The organism is Allobosea sp. 10L417 (assembly GCF_056395485.1).
In genome coordinates, this window is the sequence record NZ_JBFTJP010000003.1 from 198,499 (window position 1) to 215,836 (window position 17,338).

Genomic DNA, 17,338 nt, shown 5'->3' on the forward strand with positions numbered 1-17,338 from the left:
GTTCGGTCCGCGGCGACGCCGCGCACGCAAAGAGAAAAACACTACATGGCGACCTATCTCATACGGCGGCTTCTGATCGCCATTCCCAGCCTTCTCGGAATCAGCCTGATCCTGTTCACGGTGCTTGCATTGGCGCCGGGCGATCCCTTTTCCGAGATGGCGACGAATCCCAACGTGCCGCCCGAGGTGCGTGAAGCCATCCGTGCCAGCTTTGGCCTGAACGACCCGATCATGGTGCGCTATCTGCGCTGGCTCGGCGCGATGGTGCAGGGTGATTGGGGCTTCTCCTTCGCCAGCCGCATCAATGTCGACCAGCTCATTCTGCAGCGCGTGCCGACGACGCTGTTCGTGGTCGGTTCCTCGCAGATCCTGGCGCTATGCATCGCCCTGCCGGTCGGCATCTACGCGGCGACGCGGCCCTATTCGGTCTTCGACCAGATCGCCAACACGCTCGCCTTCGTCGGCTTCTCGCTGCCGACCTTCTTCACCGGCCTGCTCTTCATCCTGCTCTTCTCGGTGACGCTGGACTGGTTCCCCTTCGTCTATCGCTCCGACGTCGCCGCCACCGGCTGGCGCTGGTACTGGGAGATGTTCCGCCAGGCGATCATGCCGATCATGGTGCTCGGCCTGTTCCAGGCGGCTTCCTATACGCGCTATGTGCGCTCGGCCGTGCTCGACGTCATCCGGCTCGACTACGTCACCACGGCGCGCGCCAAGGGCCTCAGCGAACGCAAGGTCACGCTGCGGCACATCACGCGCAACGCGCTGATCCCGGTCGTGACGCTGGTCGCGCTGCAGATGCCCGCCGTCTTCGGCGGCGCCATCGTGACCGAGCAAATCTTCCGAATCCCCGGCATCGGTTCGCTTCTGATCGACGCGATCCTCGCCAACGACACACCTGTGATCATGGCCGTGACTTTCGTCTTCGCCTGCCTGGTGGTCCTGTTCAATCTCATCGCGGATGTCCTTTATGGCTGGCTCGACCCTCGCATCTCCTTCAGCTGATCCGATGGCAACCGCAGCAGCCACCACCGCCGTGGTCTCGCCGGGGCGCGAGACGTGGCGCCGGTTCCGCCGGCACAAGCTCGCCATGGCCAGCACCTTCGTGCTCGCCTTCCTGATCCTCGCTGTCGTCGTCGGGCCCTGGTTCTGGACCATCCCGATCAACGATATCGACTTCTCGGCACAGCTCCAGGGGCCGTCCTGGTCGCACCCGCTCGGCACGGACGACCTCGGCCAGGATATCCTGGCGCGGATGATGTATGGCGGGCGCATCTCGCTCGCCGTCGGCCTCGCCGCGATGATCGTGGCGACCATCGTCGGCGTCATCGTCGGCGCCTTCGCCGGCATGTCCCGCAAGGTCGCCGACCCCGTCCTGATGTGGGTGACCGACCTGTTCCTGTCGCTGCCGCAGCTGCCGCTGCTGCTGCTGATCATCTACCTGTTCCGCGAGCAGCTGAAGGCGGTGTTCGGCGTCGAGGGCGGTGTCTTCGTGCTGATCGTCGTCGTCATCGGCGGGCTGCGCTGGATGCCGGTGGCGCGGCTGGTGCGCGCGCAGTTCCTTTCGCTGCGCGAGAAGGAGTTCGTCGAGGCAGCCCGCGCCCAGGGCGCGACCAAGTTCCGCCAGATGACGCGCCACATCCTGCCCAACGCGCTCGGTCCGGTCATCGTCGCCTCGACGATCGAGGTGTCATCGGCGATCATCGCGGAATCGACGCTCTCCTTCCTTGGCCTCGGCTTCCCGCCGGACATCCCGACCTGGGGGCGTCTGCTGTTCGACGCCAAGGACCACCTCGACTCGGCGCCGCACTGGGCGCTGTTCCCCGGCGCCGCGATCTTCCTGACCGTGTTGTCGATCAACTTCATCGGCGACGGCCTGCGCGATGCGCTCGACCCGCGCCGCGTGATCTGATCCAGAGAAGGACCCGAAATGACCTCCCCGATCCTGTCGGTTTCGAACCTCTCGACCTCCTTCCGCGTGGAAGGCCAATGGAAATCCGTCGTCCGCAACATCTCCTTCGACATCAAGCCGAAGGAGACGCTGGCGGTCGTCGGTGAATCCGGCTCCGGCAAGAGCGTGACCGCGCTCTCGATCATGCGCCTCACCCCGCCCCAGTCGAGCAAGATCGAAGGCTCGATCAAGCTCAACGGGAAGGAGCTGTTGACGCTGCCGGATTCCGACATGCGCCACATCCGCGGCAACGAGATCGCGATGATCTTCCAGGAGCCGATGACCTCGCTGAACCCGGTGCTGACCATCGGCTTCCAGATCGCCGAGGCGCTGATCCTGCATCGCGGCCTGTCGCGCTCGGAGGCCGAGGCCGAGACGGTCCGCCTGCTCGAGAAGGTCCGCATTCCCGCGGCGAAGTCGCGCTTCCACGAATATCCGCACCGCTTCTCGGGCGGCATGCGCCAGCGCGTGATGATCGCGATGGCGCTGGCCTGCAAGCCGAAGCTCCTGATCGCCGACGAGCCGACCACCGCGCTCGACGTCACCATCCAGGCGCAGATCCTCGAGCTCATCAAGCAGTTGCAGGACGAAGAGGGCATGTCCGTCCTCTTCATCACCCATGACATGGGCGTCGTCGCCGAGATCGCCGACCGCACCGTCGTGATGTACAACGGCGACGAGATCGAGACGGGCAACACCGACGACATCTTCCGCAATCCGCAGAAGCCCTACACCAAGGCGCTGCTCTCGGCCGTGCCGAAGCTGGGCTCGATGGAGGGCCGCCGGCGGCCGATGCGCTTTCCGGTCGTCGACCGCGCGACCGGTCTCTCGGACGTGCCGACCGAGGTGCCCGATACCGTCCAGGCGGCCGAGCGCCCCGTGCTCGAGGTCGCCGGCCTCACCACCCGCTTCGAAATCCGCGGCGGCCTGCTCTCCTCGGTCAAGGGCCGGGTTCACGCGGTCGAGAACGTCTCCTTCAGCCTGAAGGCCGGCGAGACCCTGGCGCTGGTCGGCGAATCCGGCTGCGGCAAGTCGACCACCGGCCGCTCGGTGATGCGTCTGATCGAGCCGCTCGCCGGCTCGGTGCTGCTCGACGGCGTCGACGTCCTCAAGCTCAACCAGCATGACCTGCGCGAGCAGCGCAAGCGCATGCAGATGATCTTCCAGGACCCGTTCGCCTCGCTCAATCCGCGCATGAATGTCGGCACGGCCGTCGCCGAACCGCTGCTGATCAACAACCTCGCCACCCGCTCGGAAGCGCGCGACAAGGTCGCCGACCTGCTCAAGCGCGTCGGGCTGCTGCCTGAGATGGCCAACCGCTTCCCGCACGAATTCTCGGGCGGCCAGCGCCAACGCATCTGCATCGCGCGTGCGCTCGCGGTGGAGCCGCGCCTGATCGTGGCGGACGAGGCGGTCTCGGCGCTCGACGTCTCGGTGAAGGCGCAGGTCGTCAACCTGATGCTCGATCTGCAGGCCCGCATGGGTCTGGGTTATCTCTTCATCTCGCACGACATGGCGGTGGTGGAGCGCGTCAGCCACCGCGTCGCGGTGATGTATCTCGGCGAGATCGTCGAGATCGGCCCGCGCGAGGCGATCTTCCAGAACCCGCAGCATCCCTACACCAAGCGCCTGCTGGCGGCGGTGCCGATTGCCGACCCGGCCCGGCGCCTGGAAAAGCGCCCTGTCTCGAACGACGAGATCAAGAGCCCGGTGCGAGCGCCCGATTATGTCGTGCCCGTGCGCCAGTACCGCGAGGTCTCGCCCGGCCATGCCGTGATGATCTGGGGCGAGGAATGGGAAAAGAAGGAGCCCGCCGCCGTCGCGGCCTAAGTCCTTCGAAACTCGAAACGATCAGCCCGCGGCGCCAGCCGCGGGCTTTTTACTGGGCGGCGGGAATGTCCCAGTCGGGTGGGACGCGGAAGCTCGTTGGGCGCCGTCCCTGGGCCGGGTGGCGCCATGCGCCGACCTTGGCCTCGGGACCGTAAGCGGGCGCTCATGCGATCCTCCTGCCTGGGCCGGAGGCCCAGCCTTCTAGATCGACACCGAAGAATGCCCGGAGGCTCGCATGCCCCGGGAACTCAGCAGTGCCCGGCGCTCCCTGACGGAATAACGGGCGTGGTTGATCGCGAGGGCCATCGTGGAATCATTGCCAGAGCGGCCAGCGGAGGCAACGGCCTCGGCGATCAGGTGATGAAGTGAGCGATCAAGCGCCTCCAGTGCCTCGGCATCAGCGCTCTGCGCCTGGTCGGCGATCTGGATCAACTGCCCGATCCGCCCCTGTTCCTGATGCATGCGCCTCGACTTCACACTCCCCATGATAATCGTCGCAAGCGAAGCCAGGAGGCTGAACAGGGCCGCCGCAAGGTAGAAATAGCCCTGAAACTCATCGAAAAAGCTCTGTTCGCCGTTGTTGAGGTAATTGGCGACGCCGGGATGGATCGGCAGGATGGGGTTCTTCGCGTCGGGGTCTGGCGCTTCGATTTGGCTCGCCAGGGGGGTCAGCGCAGTCAGCTTTGACTTGGAGGTGAAGAGGGTCCGGCCTATGGCCCCGGCGACAAGATCGAGCATCGTGTCAGGCGCGACGAGCCGGTATGTCACGGCGAGCGTCGTGACCGTGTCGTCGGGCGTCGCCGGGCGAGACTTGAAGGCACCTTCCGGCACATCATACGACTCGAACGCCGGAAAGCGCCGATTGAAGGCATCCGCATCAGAGAACGCCAGGATCGTCGGTGTCCCCGCGGCCCCCTTGGCCATCGCCGTAACGGCGCCCACCACCTCCCCCGGCCCGATGGGCCCCACGGCAAGGATGGCGGCAACGTGCCGTAGGTGAACCGCCGCGACCAGCTCGTCGGGCGAGAGGAACAGGCGCTTCACCTCTTGAGGCGCGACATTGTAGTAGCTCAGGATCACGTCGAGCAGCACGGAGTTGGTGTCCTGCAGACGCCCTTGCGGAATTGCGATCGTCTTGCCGGCGAGTTTGCCGATGCTGTCGATGGCCGATTTCGGCGGGAGCACGAAAGCGACGACGTCTCGGCGCAGGATCGCGATCGTCTGGCCATTGGTCGGAGGCGAGACGTCACTGCGGATCAGCGCGAGGTCGACATCGCCGTTTTCGATCGCTTTTGAACTGGCAGCCAGATCGTTGACCTGAACGGGTTGGAGCCTGATGCGGGGGTGATCCTTGGCCGTCTCGGTGATGAGAGCGCCGATAAAGCGCTGAGCGTCGGTGCCGAAGGCCCCCGTTGTCACCCGCAAGGTCGCGTGCGGGGACCAGTAATGGATTGCCGCCGCGAGGGCGGCGACGATGAGGAGAGCCCCTGTCCATAGGACAAATCGCATCGACCTGTTCCCCCGTCTTCGGCTGGCTCAGCCGCTCTGTCCGGCGAGTAAGGCGCTCCCCTATTCTTGGACAGATCGGTGGGCTTTGCCCAGCTTGGTCGCGATCCCCGTCGTCGTCGTAGCCGCCTCCGGCGCCTGACCGCCCAAGGTGAATGTAGCCTCGATCAGCAACTCGGTAATCACCTTCGTTGAACGATGATCTCGACAAGGTGCCGCCGGGAGCCGATCAAGGCGCCGTCAGGAGGCCCGGCCGGGTTCGGATAGGTTGCCCGGCGCCTTGGGGAGATCGTTCCGAGCAAACGCGCGCCACGCAGGGTCGACCGCCGACGTGACGGGTTTCGCCGTTTGGGCTGGGATAGAGGCCGCCGGCCCCGGCTCCCTCCCTCAATCCGGAATCCGCTCCCAGTCCTTGAGCCATGGTGCTGCCGACGCATCGCTCGGCGCGCGCCAGTCGCCGCGCGGCGAGAGCGAGCCGCCGGACGAGACCTTCGGGCCGTTCGGCACGGCCGAACGCTTGAACTGGCTGGTCTCGAAGAAGCGGCGGATGAAGACACCGAGCCAGCGCTTGATCACCGGCAAATCGTAGGCGACGCGCTTGCCCGCTTCCATGTTCGGCGGCCAGTCGCCTGCTCCGGCATCGCGCCAGGCATGCTCGGACAGGAAAGCGATCTTGCTCGGGCGGAAGCCGTAGCGCGTCGTGTAGAACAGGTTGAAGTCCTGCAGCGCGTAGGGGCCGACGAAATCCTCGGTCTTCTGGGCGGGCTTGTCGCCATCGCCCGGCACCAGCTCCGGCGAGATCTCGGTGGCGAGGATATCGAGCATCACATCCGACGCCTCCGCTCCGAAGCGGCCGGACTGCGCCACCCAGCGGATCAGATGCTGGATCAACGTCTTCGGCACCGAGCCGTTGACGTTGTAATGCGACATGTGATCGCCGACGCCATAGGTGCACCAGCCGAGCGCGAGCTCCGAGAGGTCGCCGGTGCCCATCACCAGGCCATTGTGCCGGTTGGCGAGGCGGAACAGCACGGAGGTGCGCGCGCCGGCCTGCACGTTCTCGAAGGTGATGTCGTAGACCGGCTCGCCCTGCGCGAAGGGATGGCCGATATCGACCAGCATCTGCCGGCAGGCCGGCGTCATGTCGATCTCCTCGGCGCTGACGCCAAGCGCCCGCATCAGCCGCCAGGCATTGTCCTTGGTGTCCTTGCTGGTGGCGAAGGCCGGCAAGGTATAGGCGAGGATGTTCTCGCGGGGCAGGCCCAGCGCATCGAAGGTGTGGGCCGCAACGATCAGCGCCTGCGTCGAATCGAGACCGCCGGAAACGCCGATGACGACCTTGTCGAGCCGCGTGCTCTCCAGCCGCTTGCGCAGGCCGTGCGACTGGATGTTGTAGGCCTCGAAGCACAGTTCGTTCAGCCTGGCATCGTCGCTCGGCACGAAGGGGAAGCGCTCGACGGTGCGGGCGAGGCCGAGATCGTTCTCGCGGTCTGGTTCCAACGTGAAGTCGATGCGGCGGAAGCCGAGCCGGTCGCGGTTCACATCGGCGCTGTCGCCGAAGGTGTTCTGGCGGATGCGGTCCATGGCCAGCCGTTCGAGATCGATATCGGCGAGGGTGAGCTGCGGCTCGGCGGCGAAGCGCTCGGCTTCGGCCAGCAGCGCACCATTTTCGTAGATCATCGCCTGCCCGTCCCAGGCGAGGTCGGTGGTCGATTCGCCGGTGCCGGCAGCGGAATAGGCGTAAGCCGCGATGCAGCGGCCGGAATGGGCCTTGCAGAGCGCATGGCGCCAGTCCGACTTGCCGATGGTGACGTTGGATGCCGAGAGATTCAGCAGGACGGTCGCGCCCGCGAGCGCCGCAAAGGACGAGGGCGGGATCGGCGTCCAGACGTCCTCGCAGATCTCCATATGGACGACGAAATCCGGGATATCGGCCGCAGCCAGCAGGATATCGGTGCCGAACGGCACGTCCTGGCCGCAAAGATCGATATAGAGCGCGCTCGCCCGCTCGCCCGAGGCAAACTGCCGGCGCTCGTAGAATTCGCGATAGTTCGGCAGATAGGTCTTGGGCACAGCGGCGAGGATGCGCCCGCGATGAACAGCGACGGCGCAGTTGAACAGCCGCCCCTCGACCCGCAGCGGCGCCCCGACGACGACGACGCCACGCAGCGCGCGGCTCTCCTCGACGAGGCGACCCAAGGCGTCGCGCACGGCATCCAGCAATGCATTCTGCTGCAGCAGATCGTCGATCGCATAGGCGCTGATGCCGAGTTCGGGAAACAGGGTCAGCGACGCCCCGCTCTCATCCGCCCGCCGCAGCATCGCGATCGTCTCGGCCACGTTGAAGGCCGGATCAGCCACCTTGAGGCGCGGCGCGGCGCAAGCGATCCGGACGAGACCGTGCGAATGGATGTTGCGGAAACTCATGGAGACTCCGTTAGGCTCGGACGCCGACAACACGGCCACTGCTTATCGCGCAGACGATAATCCCAGAGCAATGCTGCTCCTGCATCCCGGCCCGGCTGACGGATCAAGAAACCCAAGGCAGGTCAATCCAGCCGCTAGCCGCTATTCCGCCAGTGTTGAGGCGATAGGCATCCGCCTGCCCAGATATCTCGACGGAAGCTTCGTCGCCGAGCAATACACATCCCGGCCACCTTCCAGGCAAGGACCGCTCAGCGCGAGGCTGCGGCAGGATCGCGATAGCGCGTCGCCTCGAAAGCAGGCACCTGTGCCGCGAAACGATCGAGCCAGCCCGTCAGCATAGGAAACTCCGTCCGCCAGGCGCCTTCAAAGCGCAGGTCGAGATAACCAAGCGCCGAGGCAAGGGCGAAATCACCGATCTGGAGCCCGTGATCAGGTCGGGAAACAATCTGAGCGGCGCGCGCCAGGCCGCGTGACATCTTGCCCTGCTGATGCGCTACCCAGCGCGGTTCGCGCTTTGCTTCTTCGCGCCAGCGCCGTTCGTAGACAACGAGGACGATCGCCTCCATCACGCCGTCGGCCAAAGCCTCGTAGGCTCGAGCGACGAAGCCGGCCTCCCCCTGCGGTGTCAGTGGGCTGCCGGCGCGGACGTCAAGATAGGCGGCGATCACGGCGGAATCGAAGAGTGCCTCACCCTGTGGCGTGACCAGCGTGGGAATTTTGGCGAGTGGATTGGCAGCAAGGAAGGCAGCGTCGGGCGCGCCCGTATCGACGAAACGCTCCTCGACCTGCCCATCCAATCCTAGATGGCGCGTCAGCATGCGCACCTTGCGGGCGAAGGGCGAAATCGGCGCGCAGTAGAGGATCATCCGCCGCGTCCTTTCATAGCACGCACCAGCCGCCCGCGAGCCACCGCCCCGGCCCCGGCCGCGAGGCGACCGAGCGTGTGCACGGGCCGCTGGGCGAAGGCTCCTGCCGCCGGGCGCAGGATGGCGCCGAGCTTGCCCTCGAAGGCATAGGTGCCGACCGCCTGCAACCAAACGTCGGCCACCGCCTTGCGGCGGTCGGCCGGTGCAAGGGCCGCGAAGACATCGCGATGCTTCGCGAGCAGCAGCTCGGCCGAACGCTCCACAACCTCCCCTAGTCGCGCGCGGCGATTATAGACGCGCGCCAGCGGTTCGCGAACCGCGACGATCGTGCCCTTGCGCGTATAGCGGATCAGCCAGTCCCAGTCCTCGAAACGGGGCAAGGTCTCATCAAGCGGGCCGATGGTGTCGAAAACCGCACGGCGCGTGAGCTGTGTCGTGCCGGGGCTCAGGTCGCAATCCATCGCCAGCCGCCGCGCCCAATCGGGGCTGTCCTCCAGTGGCTGCATTCGCGTGACCGCATGGTCGAGCAGATGCATCTCGACGCCGGTGCAGGAGACGGCGGCCTCGGCGGGCGCGGCTTCGAGCGCCGCAACCTGGATTTCGAGCTTGCGCGGGAACCATTCGTCGTCGGAGTCGAGAAAGGCGATCAAAGCTCCGCGCGCGTTGGCCACGCCGACATTGCGCGCGGCAGAGGCGCCGCCATTGCGCTCGCGGCGCAGCAGCCGCACACGCGGATCGTCGATAGCGGCGACGGTCGCGACGGAATCGTCACTCGAAGCGTCGTCGACGACGATCACCTCGATGTCGCGGAAGCTCTGCGTCAGGGCACTCTCCACCGCCCGCCGGATGGTGGCGGCGCGGTTGAACATCGGGATCACGACGCTGACATGCGGTGTCGATGCCGTCATGTCTCCTCCTTCCGCGGGATGGGATCGAGACCGAATGTCTGGTCGAGGACCGCTTGCCTGTTGAATCGGGCAGGCAGCAAGGGCGACGCGAGCGCGTGCAGCCAACCCGACAGAGGCTGCGCCGCAGCGTAGGCGAGATGGCCTGCCGCCCGGCGCTGCGTGGCCTCGACCGGCTCGGCCCAGCGCCATTTCAGAAGATAGGATTGCACGGCATAGCGCAGAGCCGGTGTGTCGGGCGCGCGAAGCCCGACGAGCGCAGCATGATAATAGGCGGCGCTGAGCGCCTGCGGCCCCAGCCTCCGCACATGTTGGGGAAGATCAGATCGGCCCAGGAGGCGCTTGATCGTTTCAATTTTCTGGAGCGCCAGCCGCGGACCTTGGCCGCGGCGGGTCGCGCCACCGGCGTGCAACCGCCAGGTAGCAAGCACGTGTGGGAGTCGCCTGACCTTGGCGCCACGCGAGCCGAAACGCAGCCAGAAGTCGTAATCGGAGATCAGTGAGGCGCGAGCGTCGCGGACAGGCTCGCCGGCGAGAACACTGACCCGAAAGAAGGCGCCCGGGCCGGGAATGCAGAAATGCTGGCCGAGCAGCACATCGTAGTCGTATTCGCGCGTCGCGATGCGCGCGAGTTGCCGCCCGTCCGCCTCGATCTTGAGCCAGTCGGGATACACAGCATCGAGGGTGGGATCGTCGTGGAAGGCGGCCCGCACCGCATCGAGGAGGCCAGGCAGGATCGGGTCGTCGGCGTTCACGATCCCGACGATGTCGCAGGCCGCATGTGCGATCCCGGCATTGACGGCCTGTGCCTCGCCTGCATTGGCCTGTGCGACGAGCTCGATCGGCAGATCGGCAGCGACGAGGCGCGCCCGCGTGTCATCGGTCGAACCGTCGTCGACCACGACGTAACGGTCGCCGGGACGCAGTTGCTCTGTGACGGAGCGCGCCGTCTCGACAATGTAGTCGGCGCCGTTGAAGACCGGCGTGACGACGGCGAGCCGAGGACCCGACGTCATGACACCTGCTCCTGCGCGGCAAGGCGGCGATAGAGCGCTTCATAGGCGCGCGTCATCGTGTCGAGCCCGTAATGCGTGCGGGCTTCGGCAAAGGACGCTGCCCAGCGCGGATCTCCGGCCCGCGCGAAGGACAAGGCAGAAGCCAGCGATCGCGGGTCGGCGGGCGGTGCCAGCGCCTCGGGCGGACAAGGCAGCCGCCCGACATCACCGATGCGGGTCGCGGCGATCGGCTTGCCCATCGCCAGCGCCTCGAGCAACGCCATGGGCATGGCCTCGCCATAGCGCGAGCCGAGCAGAACGGCGTCGGCGGCGTCGAGGAGGCCGGGCATGTCGGCGACTGCCCCGAGTGTCAGGACAGCGGCCTCAAGTCCGCGCGCGGCGATCATGGCGCCCAGCCCCACATCTGAACCGTCCATGCCGCGCCCCGCCAGCAGCAGCCGTGCCTGCGGCGCCTTGCTCCGGAATAGAGCGAAGGCGTCGAGGCAATTGGGCAAGTCCTTCTGTGGATCGTTACGGGCACTCAACAGTACGGCAAAGGCGTCGTCGGAAAGGCCCAAACCGGCGCGGCGCGCCACGCGCCGCGCCGCGTCAGGGCGGAAAAGAGCGAGATCGACACCGTTCTCGATGACGAGGCCGCGTTTCGCCGCATAGCCGCGCGCCTCGTGGAAGGCTCGCGCGGACGACGCGCAATAGACGATCGCATCGGGCGCCGCGCGTGAGCGCGTGGCGAGCGCGCGATCGACCAGATGCAGCAGAGGATTGGCGAGAAGCCGTGGAAAGGTGGTGTTGTGGATCGACCAGACGAGCGGCGCGCGTGCGCCGACGGCAAGGCTGAGGAACGCGCCGTAATAGAGCCAGCCCTGCACGACGTCGGGCTTGAGCCGTTCGATCAGGGCGCGCAGACGCCGACGTGACGCCGGCAGATGGGTCAAGGCCCCGAAGCGGTGCCCCAGGTCGAAGCCGAGATCCTCGACATGTAGGCTGGCCCGGTCGAAGAAGACCTCGTCCTGCATGAGCGCAACATGGTGGGTTACGCCGTCAGAAGGATGCGTCGCGAGCTCGAACAGCAGCCGTTCAGCACCGCCCTGGCGCAGATGGGGCGCAACATGCAGGATTTTCAGCCCGGCCATGCCGCGCCCTCTCGCCTCACGGTTTGCGCCACACCGTGCGATTTATGTAGTCGATATAGCTCAAAACGATAGCAACGACCTTGCGCGACACGGGGCCGGCGACATAGTCGGCGACCGGCCGCGGCGTGAGTCCGGCCACGTCGGCGTGCATGACGAAGCGCACGGAATCGAGAACCGACTCGCGCGTGAGGCCGCACATCACGAGCGTGCCCTCATCCATGCCCTCGGGACGCTCATGCGCCTGGCGGATGGTCACGGCCGGGAAACCCAAAAGCGAGCTTTCCTCGGTGATCGTGCCGCTGTCGGAAACGACACAGGCGGCTGTCATCTGCAGCTTGATGTAGTCGTGGAAGCCGAAGGGCGGCAGAAACCGGATGCGAGGATCGAGATCGGTCTCGCCCAGCGCCTCCAGCCGCTTGCGCGTCCGCGGGTGGGTCGAAACGATCACCGGCCAATCATAGGTTTCGGCGAGGCCCTTGAGCGAATCGAGCAGGTCGGCGAGATTCCGCTCGCTGTCGACATTTTCCTCGCGGTGGCTGGAGACGACGAAGAAGCGACGCTCGGTCAGACCGAGGCGATCGAGGACGTCGGAGGCCTCGTAGCGGGGGCGGAAATGCTCGAGCACCTCATGCATGTGCGAGCCAACATTGAACGTGAGCTCGGGCGGCAGCCCCTCGGCAACCAGATAGCGCCGCGCATGCTCCGTGAGCGTCATGTTGACGTCGGAGAGGTGGTCGATGACCTTGCGGTTGAGCTCCTCGGGAACACGCTGATCGAAGCAGCGATTGCCGGCCTCCATGTGGAAGACGGGAATCTTGCGCCGCTTCGCCGCGATCACCGCCAAGCCCGAATTGGTGTCGCCATAGATCATCAAGGCGTCGGGCTTCTCCTGCTCCATCACCGCGTCGGAGCGCTTGAGCACCTCAGCGATGGTGTCGATCGCCGAGCCGCCCGCCGCCTCTAGGAAATGATCGGGCTTGCGGATGTCGAGATCCTCGAAGAACACCTGATTGAGGCCATAGTCGTAATTCTGGCCGGTGTGGACGAGGACGTGCTGCGTCTGCTCGTCGAGCAGGGCGATGACGCGGCACATCTTGATCAGCTCGGGGCGGGTGCCCACGATCGACATTACCTTGCGCATGTCTAGCCTTGCAGCTCAGCCTGGATGTAATCGAGGCCGAGGAGCAACTTCTTCACCCCCTCGACGTCGAGAATCTCGGTGTTGTCGGAGGTATAGTCCTCCGCCATCGAGATCGCGCTTTCGCCTTCGACGAAATATTTGGCGTAGTTGAGATCGCGATCGTCCTGCGGCACGCGGTAATAGCCGCCATGATCGATGGAGCGCGCCATCTCCTCGCGCGAGACGAGCGACTCATAGCGCTTCTCGCCGTGGCGGGTGCCGATCACCTTGACTGGAACGCGCTTGTCGAAGATCTGCATCACCGCCTCGGCGAGATGGCCGATGGTCGAGGCGGGCGCCTTCTTGATGAAGATGTCGCCCTGCTCGGCGTTGCGATAAGCATAGATGACCAAATCGACCGATTCCTCGAGCGACATCAGGAAGCGGGTCATGTTCGGATCGGTGATGGTGATCGGCTGGCCCGCCTTCACCTGCGAGACGAAGAGCGGGATCACCGAGCCGCGCGAAGCCATGACGTTGCCATAGCGGGTGGCGCACAGCGTGGTATCGCTCTTGGAGAGCAGGCGGGCCCGAGCGACCGTGATCTTCTCCATCATCGCCTTGCTGATGCCCATGGCGTTGATCGGATAGACCGCCTTGTCGGTGGAGAGCACGACGACACGCCGAGCGCCGGCGTCGATGGCGGCTTCGAGCACGTTGCCCGCACCGAGGACGTTCGTGCGCACCGCCTCCATCGGATAGAACTCACAGGAGGGCACCTGCTTCAGCGCCGCAGCGTGAAAGACGAAATCGACGCCGCGCATCGGGGCGCGCAAGCTGCCGGGCTCGCGCACGTCGCCGATATAGAACTTGACGCGATCGTTCTTCAGCTCGAGGCGCATATCCTCCTGCTTCTTCTCGTCACGGCTGAAGACACGAATCTCGCCGATGCCCTCGCGCAGAAAGCGGCGCAGAACAACGTTACCGAAGGATCCGGTTCCGCCCGTGATGAGCAGGGTCTTGCCCTTGATATCCATGGGATAGGTCACTTTCTCCTAGCGTGCGCTCAGCGTGCGGCGTGCATGCGTGCGATCAGCTCCGGCCAGGCCGGGGCCACGTATCCCGTTGCCGCCTGGAAGCGCGAGCCGTCCATCGAACGGTCGATCGCGACCGCATCGTCGGGGATGATGTCGATCGTCTTCCCGTATTCCTGCGCCACCAGCTTCAGCAGCTCGAATTTATCGATCTTGCCAGCGGCGACATGCCAGAGGCCGCGCAGCTCCGGGCGCGGAATGACGACATCCCGAATGACGCGCGCGAGTTCGACCGTCGGCAGGCCGGTATAGATCGCCTTGCGATACCCCTTCACCGCGGGACCGGGCTGACTCAGGAACCAGTCAACCAGCGAATGGGCAGAATTGAGCTCATGCCCGATGATCGACGTGCGCAGCGTGATCGCGTTGGGATAGTCGACCTCGCCGAGAAACTTGCTCTTGCCATAGAGATCTTCGGCGTTCGAAAGGTCCGTTTCCTTGTAGTCACCCTTGCGGCCGTCGAAAACGCAATCCGTCGAGATATGCACGAAACGCGCCCCGGCCGCCGCACAGAGTTCAGCGAGACGGTGCGGCAGCAGCGAATTCAACGAGATGGAGACAAGCGGGTCCTTGGCGGCAGAAAGTTGCTTGACCACGCCGATGCAGTTGACCACCACGTCGGGCCGCGTCTCGCCAATCATCCGGACAAGGCCGTCCTGATCGGCCGCATTGACCCCTCCTAGCAGGCGGGCCGTCGCACTCTGCGGGAGCCCGACCGGCGCACCGCCACGGATCGTGCCGACGACGTCGAAGCCCGGCGACGCGGCAAAGAACCGGTAGGCGGCGTTGCCGAGCATGCCCGCCGCGCCGAGAATGAGGATTTTGGTCAAGGGCATCTCCGCTCAAACGGTGAAACGGCGTCTTTCCGTCGCAATCGCGTCCGCCGAGGCGAGCAGGATTTACTCAACCGATCCGGGATTGTCGAGCCGCCCGACCCGCACCACGACAGAACGCGTTTGCGGGACGCGGATACGAGGTGCTAAAGGGGCGCCGCGGCCGACCACCCGGTGCGGCTGGAGTCCAAGGATTAAAGCGTTGACGAGTTGGGGCGACCATCTGCGCCAAACGACAGAACTGACCCTGCGCCTAACAATGCGTGACTTCGAAGCGCGCTATCGTGGCAGTGTATTGGGCGTCGGCTGGGCTTTCCTGACGCCACTGCTGACGGCGCTGATCTTCACCTTCGTCTTCTCCGCCGTGTTTCGGGCTCGCTGGGGAACCGGGCAAGACGGGACCGATGCCAACTTCACCTTGATTCTGCTCGTCGGCGTTCTGCTGCACTCGATGCTCGCGGAGACGTTGAACCGGGCTGCGGGATTGATCCTCGCCCATAGCAGCTACGTCAAGAAGGTCGTCTTCCCGCTCGGCATCCTGCCCATCGTCGTCGTATTGGGGGCCCTGATCACCGCAGCCTTCGGCCTGCTGATCGTCGTGCTGGGCCATTTCCTGCATAGCGGTCACGTCGAGGCGACCGCGCCGCTCTTTATTCTGATCGTCATCCCCTATCTGCTGCTGCTGCTCGCGACGGCCTATGTGCTTTCAGCCCTGGGCGTCTATCTCCGCGATATCGGACAGATCGTGGCTTTCATCGTCACGGCCTCGATGTTCCTGACGCCGATCTTCTATCCGATCTCCTCGGTTCCTCCTGGTTTCCGGGCCGCGATGCAGCTCAATCCCCTGACCATCGTGGTCGAGGAGTCCCGCAATGTGCTACTGTTCGGCAGAGCTCCGGACTGGCAGGCCCTGGCATTTCTGTGGCTGGGAGCGCTGGTGAGCCTGCCCGCCGCGTTCTGGGTCTTCAATCGCCTGCGCGCGGGTTTCGCCGATGTCCTCTGAGATCGCGATCGAGGCCACACGGCTCGAAAAAGCCTATCACATCTATCAGAGCCCATCCGACCGGCTCGCCCAGGCCGTGATGCCGCGTCTGCGGCGGGCGATGGCGCCAGCCCTGCGCGCGTTCGGCGTGAAATGGCCGGAGAAGAACTACTACACCAATCACTGGGCTCTCAAATCCATCACCTTCGAGGTTCCGCGCGGCGACAGCATGGCGATCATCGGCCGCAACGGCTCCGGGAAATCCACGCTGCTGCAGCTCGTATGCGGGACCCTGGCCCCCACTGCGGGCGAGGCGCGCGTCAAGGGGCGCGTCGCTGCGCTGCTGGAACTGGGATCGGGTTTCAACCCGGAATTCACTGGCCGCGAGAACGTCTATCTCAATGCCTCAATCCTTGGCATGAGCCGCGAGGAAACGCAGGCCCGCTTCGACGACATCCTCGCCTTCGCCGATATCGGCGACTTCATCGAAAGACCGGTGAAGACCTATTCGACTGGCATGGCGATGCGCCTGGCCTTCGCGGTGATTGCCCATGTCGACGCCGACGTGCTGATCATCGACGAGGCGCTCGCGGTCGGCGACGCCTATTTCCAGCAGAAATGCTTGCGCTGGCTCCGGCAGTTCCGCGAACGCGGAACAGTCTTGTTCTGCGGCCATGACACCGGCGCGGTGATGAGCCTGTGCGACAGCGCGATCTGGATCGACAAGGGCGATCTGGTGATGCAGGGCTCCGCGAAGGATGTCTGCGAAGCTTATTCAGCGGCCATCATGAGCCAGGCGCAAGGATTGTCGGATCGGCCGGCCCCGCGGCCTCGCGTCAAGGCGAATGCGGGCCCGGCCGATGCGCCGGCGACGGCGGGCGAGGAGACTCCGCCCGCAGCGAAGCCGAAACGCGCTTCGCTCCCCGAGCCGCCCAGGCCGGACCGTCCGGCCATCTTCGACACCATGGCAGATAGCGCCGATTTCGGGAGCGGCAAGGCGCGCATCCAGCGCGTGAGCCTCACCCATGCCGACGGCTCACCGCTGCATTGGATAGAGGGTGGGGAGGACGTGCAGCTTGTCATAGACATCGCCGTCCTCGAGGATTTCGAGGCGCCGATCGTGGGCTTCCACGTCAAGGACCGTCTCGGCCAGCCGATCCTCGGCGACAACACCTTCCTCAAGACTCTCGCCAACCCGCTCACAGCTCGTGCCGGCCAGACACTCGAAACAACCTTCGCGTTCCGATTGCCCGCGCTCGCGTCCGGACGCTATTCGGTGACCGCCGCCTGCGCTTCCGGAACGTTGGAGAACCACGTGCAGCATCAATGGATGCACGACGCGTTGATGTTCGACGTCCATTCGCCGTTCCGGAACGGTGTTCTGCTCGCGATCGATATGGACCGCGTCGAGATCGCTCCTGTCGAGCCGCACCAGCCGAAGGAAACGACCGATGCTTGACGCCGATGAATGTCTAGCCGGGGCCACCACGGGTCGACACGGGCCGCCACCAAGGTCGTCGGTTCATTAATTAGCCAGTGCCGCTCCTGGATTCAGGATCTCGGCAATGGGTTGTATGGAACTGACAATATTTTGTAATCCACGAGTGGCGTCGAAAGTTTGGTCTTTCTCCGCCGGGTTGATGATGCGAGCGCTCGATTTTCCGCAGGGTTGGGTGCG

General features: G+C 65.2%; 14 protein-coding genes. 5 read left to right on the plus strand and 9 right to left on the minus strand.

Annotated features, from left to right (window positions below):
- Positions 1-45 precede the first annotated feature (45 nt).
- Genes AC1DE3_RS11405 through AC1DE3_RS11415 form a run of 3 tightly spaced genes read left to right on the plus strand, consistent with a single transcriptional unit; the run spans position 46 to position 3,781 of the window.
- Complete coding sequence (locus AC1DE3_RS11405) at positions 46-1,005, plus strand: ABC transporter permease (RefSeq protein ID WP_441509394.1); 960 nt, start codon at positions 46-48, stop codon at positions 1,003-1,005.
- Positions 971-1,912: an ABC transporter permease gene (locus tag AC1DE3_RS11410; protein WP_441509395.1), complete on the plus strand. Its 942-nt coding sequence runs from the start codon at positions 971-973 to the stop codon at positions 1,910-1,912. Before AC1DE3_RS11405 ends, AC1DE3_RS11410 begins: the two co-directional genes overlap by 35 nt.
- Before the next feature lie 18 nt (positions 1,913-1,930).
- Positions 1,931-3,781, plus strand: a complete 1,851-nt coding sequence (locus AC1DE3_RS11415) for an ABC transporter ATP-binding protein (RefSeq protein ID WP_441509396.1) — start codon at positions 1,931-1,933, stop codon at positions 3,779-3,781.
- A gap of 201 nt (positions 3,782-3,982) precedes the next feature.
- On the opposite strand, the gene AC1DE3_RS11420 is transcribed toward AC1DE3_RS11415, so the two are convergent.
- The 9 genes from AC1DE3_RS11420 to AC1DE3_RS11460 all read right to left on the minus strand — a co-directional run bounded on the left by AC1DE3_RS11420 (position 3,983) and on the right by AC1DE3_RS11460 (position 14,675).
- Complete coding sequence (locus tag AC1DE3_RS11420) at positions 3,983-5,290, minus strand: TAXI family TRAP transporter solute-binding subunit (protein ID WP_441509397.1); 1,308 nt, start codon at positions 5,288-5,290, stop codon at positions 3,983-3,985.
- 384 nt (positions 5,291-5,674) lie between these two features.
- Entirely contained in the window at positions 5,675-7,714 is a 2,040-nt protein-coding gene (locus tag AC1DE3_RS11425; protein WP_441509398.1) for an NAD(+) synthase, read from the minus strand.
- A 248-nt stretch (positions 7,715-7,962) separates the two neighbouring features.
- Positions 7,963-8,580 (minus strand): glutathione S-transferase, encoded by a 618-nt coding sequence (locus AC1DE3_RS11430; protein WP_441509399.1) that lies wholly within the window; start codon positions 8,578-8,580, stop codon positions 7,963-7,965.
- Positions 8,577-9,488: a glycosyltransferase family 2 protein gene (locus AC1DE3_RS11435; RefSeq protein ID WP_441509400.1), complete on the minus strand. Its 912-nt coding sequence runs from the start codon at positions 9,486-9,488 to the stop codon at positions 8,577-8,579. Before AC1DE3_RS11435 ends, AC1DE3_RS11430 begins: the two co-directional genes overlap by 4 nt.
- Complete coding sequence (locus AC1DE3_RS11440; RefSeq protein WP_441509401.1) at positions 9,485-10,501, minus strand: glycosyltransferase; 1,017 nt, start codon at positions 10,499-10,501, stop codon at positions 9,485-9,487. The genes AC1DE3_RS11435 and AC1DE3_RS11440 overlap by 4 nt, the downstream gene beginning before the upstream one ends.
- Entirely contained in the window at positions 10,498-11,631 is a 1,134-nt protein-coding gene (locus AC1DE3_RS11445) for a glycosyltransferase (RefSeq protein ID WP_441509402.1), read from the minus strand. Before AC1DE3_RS11445 ends, AC1DE3_RS11440 begins: the two co-directional genes overlap by 4 nt.
- A 16-nt stretch (positions 11,632-11,647) precedes the next feature.
- Positions 11,648-12,772: a non-hydrolyzing UDP-N-acetylglucosamine 2-epimerase gene (gene wecB / locus AC1DE3_RS11450; RefSeq protein WP_441509403.1), complete on the minus strand. Its 1,125-nt coding sequence runs from the start codon at positions 12,770-12,772 to the stop codon at positions 11,648-11,650.
- Between the two features lie 2 nt (positions 12,773-12,774).
- On the minus strand, positions 12,775-13,788 hold the full coding sequence (locus AC1DE3_RS11455) for a polysaccharide biosynthesis protein (RefSeq protein ID WP_441510095.1): 1,014 nt from the start codon (positions 13,786-13,788) through the stop codon (positions 12,775-12,777).
- Between the two features lie 29 nt (positions 13,789-13,817).
- Positions 13,818-14,675, minus strand: coding sequence for a dTDP-4-dehydrorhamnose reductase family protein (locus AC1DE3_RS11460; protein ID WP_441509404.1), 858 nt, complete (start codon positions 14,673-14,675; stop codon positions 13,818-13,820).
- On the opposite strand from AC1DE3_RS11460, the gene AC1DE3_RS11465 reads away from it, so the two are divergent.
- Positions 14,668-15,681, plus strand: coding sequence for an ABC transporter permease (locus AC1DE3_RS11465; RefSeq protein ID WP_476852396.1), 1,014 nt, complete (start codon positions 14,668-14,670; stop codon positions 15,679-15,681). The two genes, AC1DE3_RS11460 and AC1DE3_RS11465, sit on opposite strands and share 8 nt — an antisense overlap.
- Positions 15,671-17,119: an ABC transporter ATP-binding protein gene (locus AC1DE3_RS11470; protein WP_441509406.1), complete on the plus strand. Its 1,449-nt coding sequence runs from the start codon at positions 15,671-15,673 to the stop codon at positions 17,117-17,119. Before AC1DE3_RS11465 ends, AC1DE3_RS11470 begins: the two co-directional genes overlap by 11 nt.
- Positions 17,120-17,338: the final 219 nt, after the last annotated feature.

Coding starts and splice junctions, on each gene's coding strand:
- AC1DE3_RS11445 (WP_441509402.1), bottom strand. CDS start 11,631: ATGGCCGGGCTGAAAATCCTGCATGTTGCGCCCCATCTGCGCCAGGGC.
- AC1DE3_RS11470 (WP_441509406.1), top strand. CDS start 15,671: ATGTCCTCTGAGATCGCGATCGAGGCCACACGGCTCGAAAAAGCCTAT.
- AC1DE3_RS11430 (WP_441509399.1), bottom strand. CDS start 8,580: ATGATCCTCTACTGCGCGCCGATTTCGCCCTTCGCCCGCAAGGTGCGC.
- AC1DE3_RS11420 (WP_441509397.1), bottom strand. CDS start 5,290: ATGCGATTTGTCCTATGGACAGGGGCTCTCCTCATCGTCGCCGCCCTC.
- AC1DE3_RS11415 (WP_441509396.1), top strand. CDS start 1,931: ATGACCTCCCCGATCCTGTCGGTTTCGAACCTCTCGACCTCCTTCCGC.
- AC1DE3_RS11435 (WP_441509400.1), bottom strand. CDS start 9,488: ATGACGGCATCGACACCGCATGTCAGCGTCGTGATCCCGATGTTCAAC.
- AC1DE3_RS11405 (WP_441509394.1), top strand. CDS start 46: ATGGCGACCTATCTCATACGGCGGCTTCTGATCGCCATTCCCAGCCTT.
- AC1DE3_RS11410 (WP_441509395.1), top strand. CDS start 971: ATGGCTGGCTCGACCCTCGCATCTCCTTCAGCTGATCCGATGGCAACC.
- AC1DE3_RS11455 (WP_441510095.1), bottom strand. CDS start 13,788: ATGGATATCAAGGGCAAGACCCTGCTCATCACGGGCGGAACCGGATCC.
- wecB (WP_441509403.1), bottom strand. CDS start 12,772: ATGCGCAAGGTAATGTCGATCGTGGGCACCCGCCCCGAGCTGATCAAG.
- AC1DE3_RS11425 (WP_441509398.1), bottom strand. CDS start 7,714: ATGAGTTTCCGCAACATCCATTCGCACGGTCTCGTCCGGATCGCTTGC.
- AC1DE3_RS11440 (WP_441509401.1), bottom strand. CDS start 10,501: ATGACGTCGGGTCCTCGGCTCGCCGTCGTCACGCCGGTCTTCAACGGC.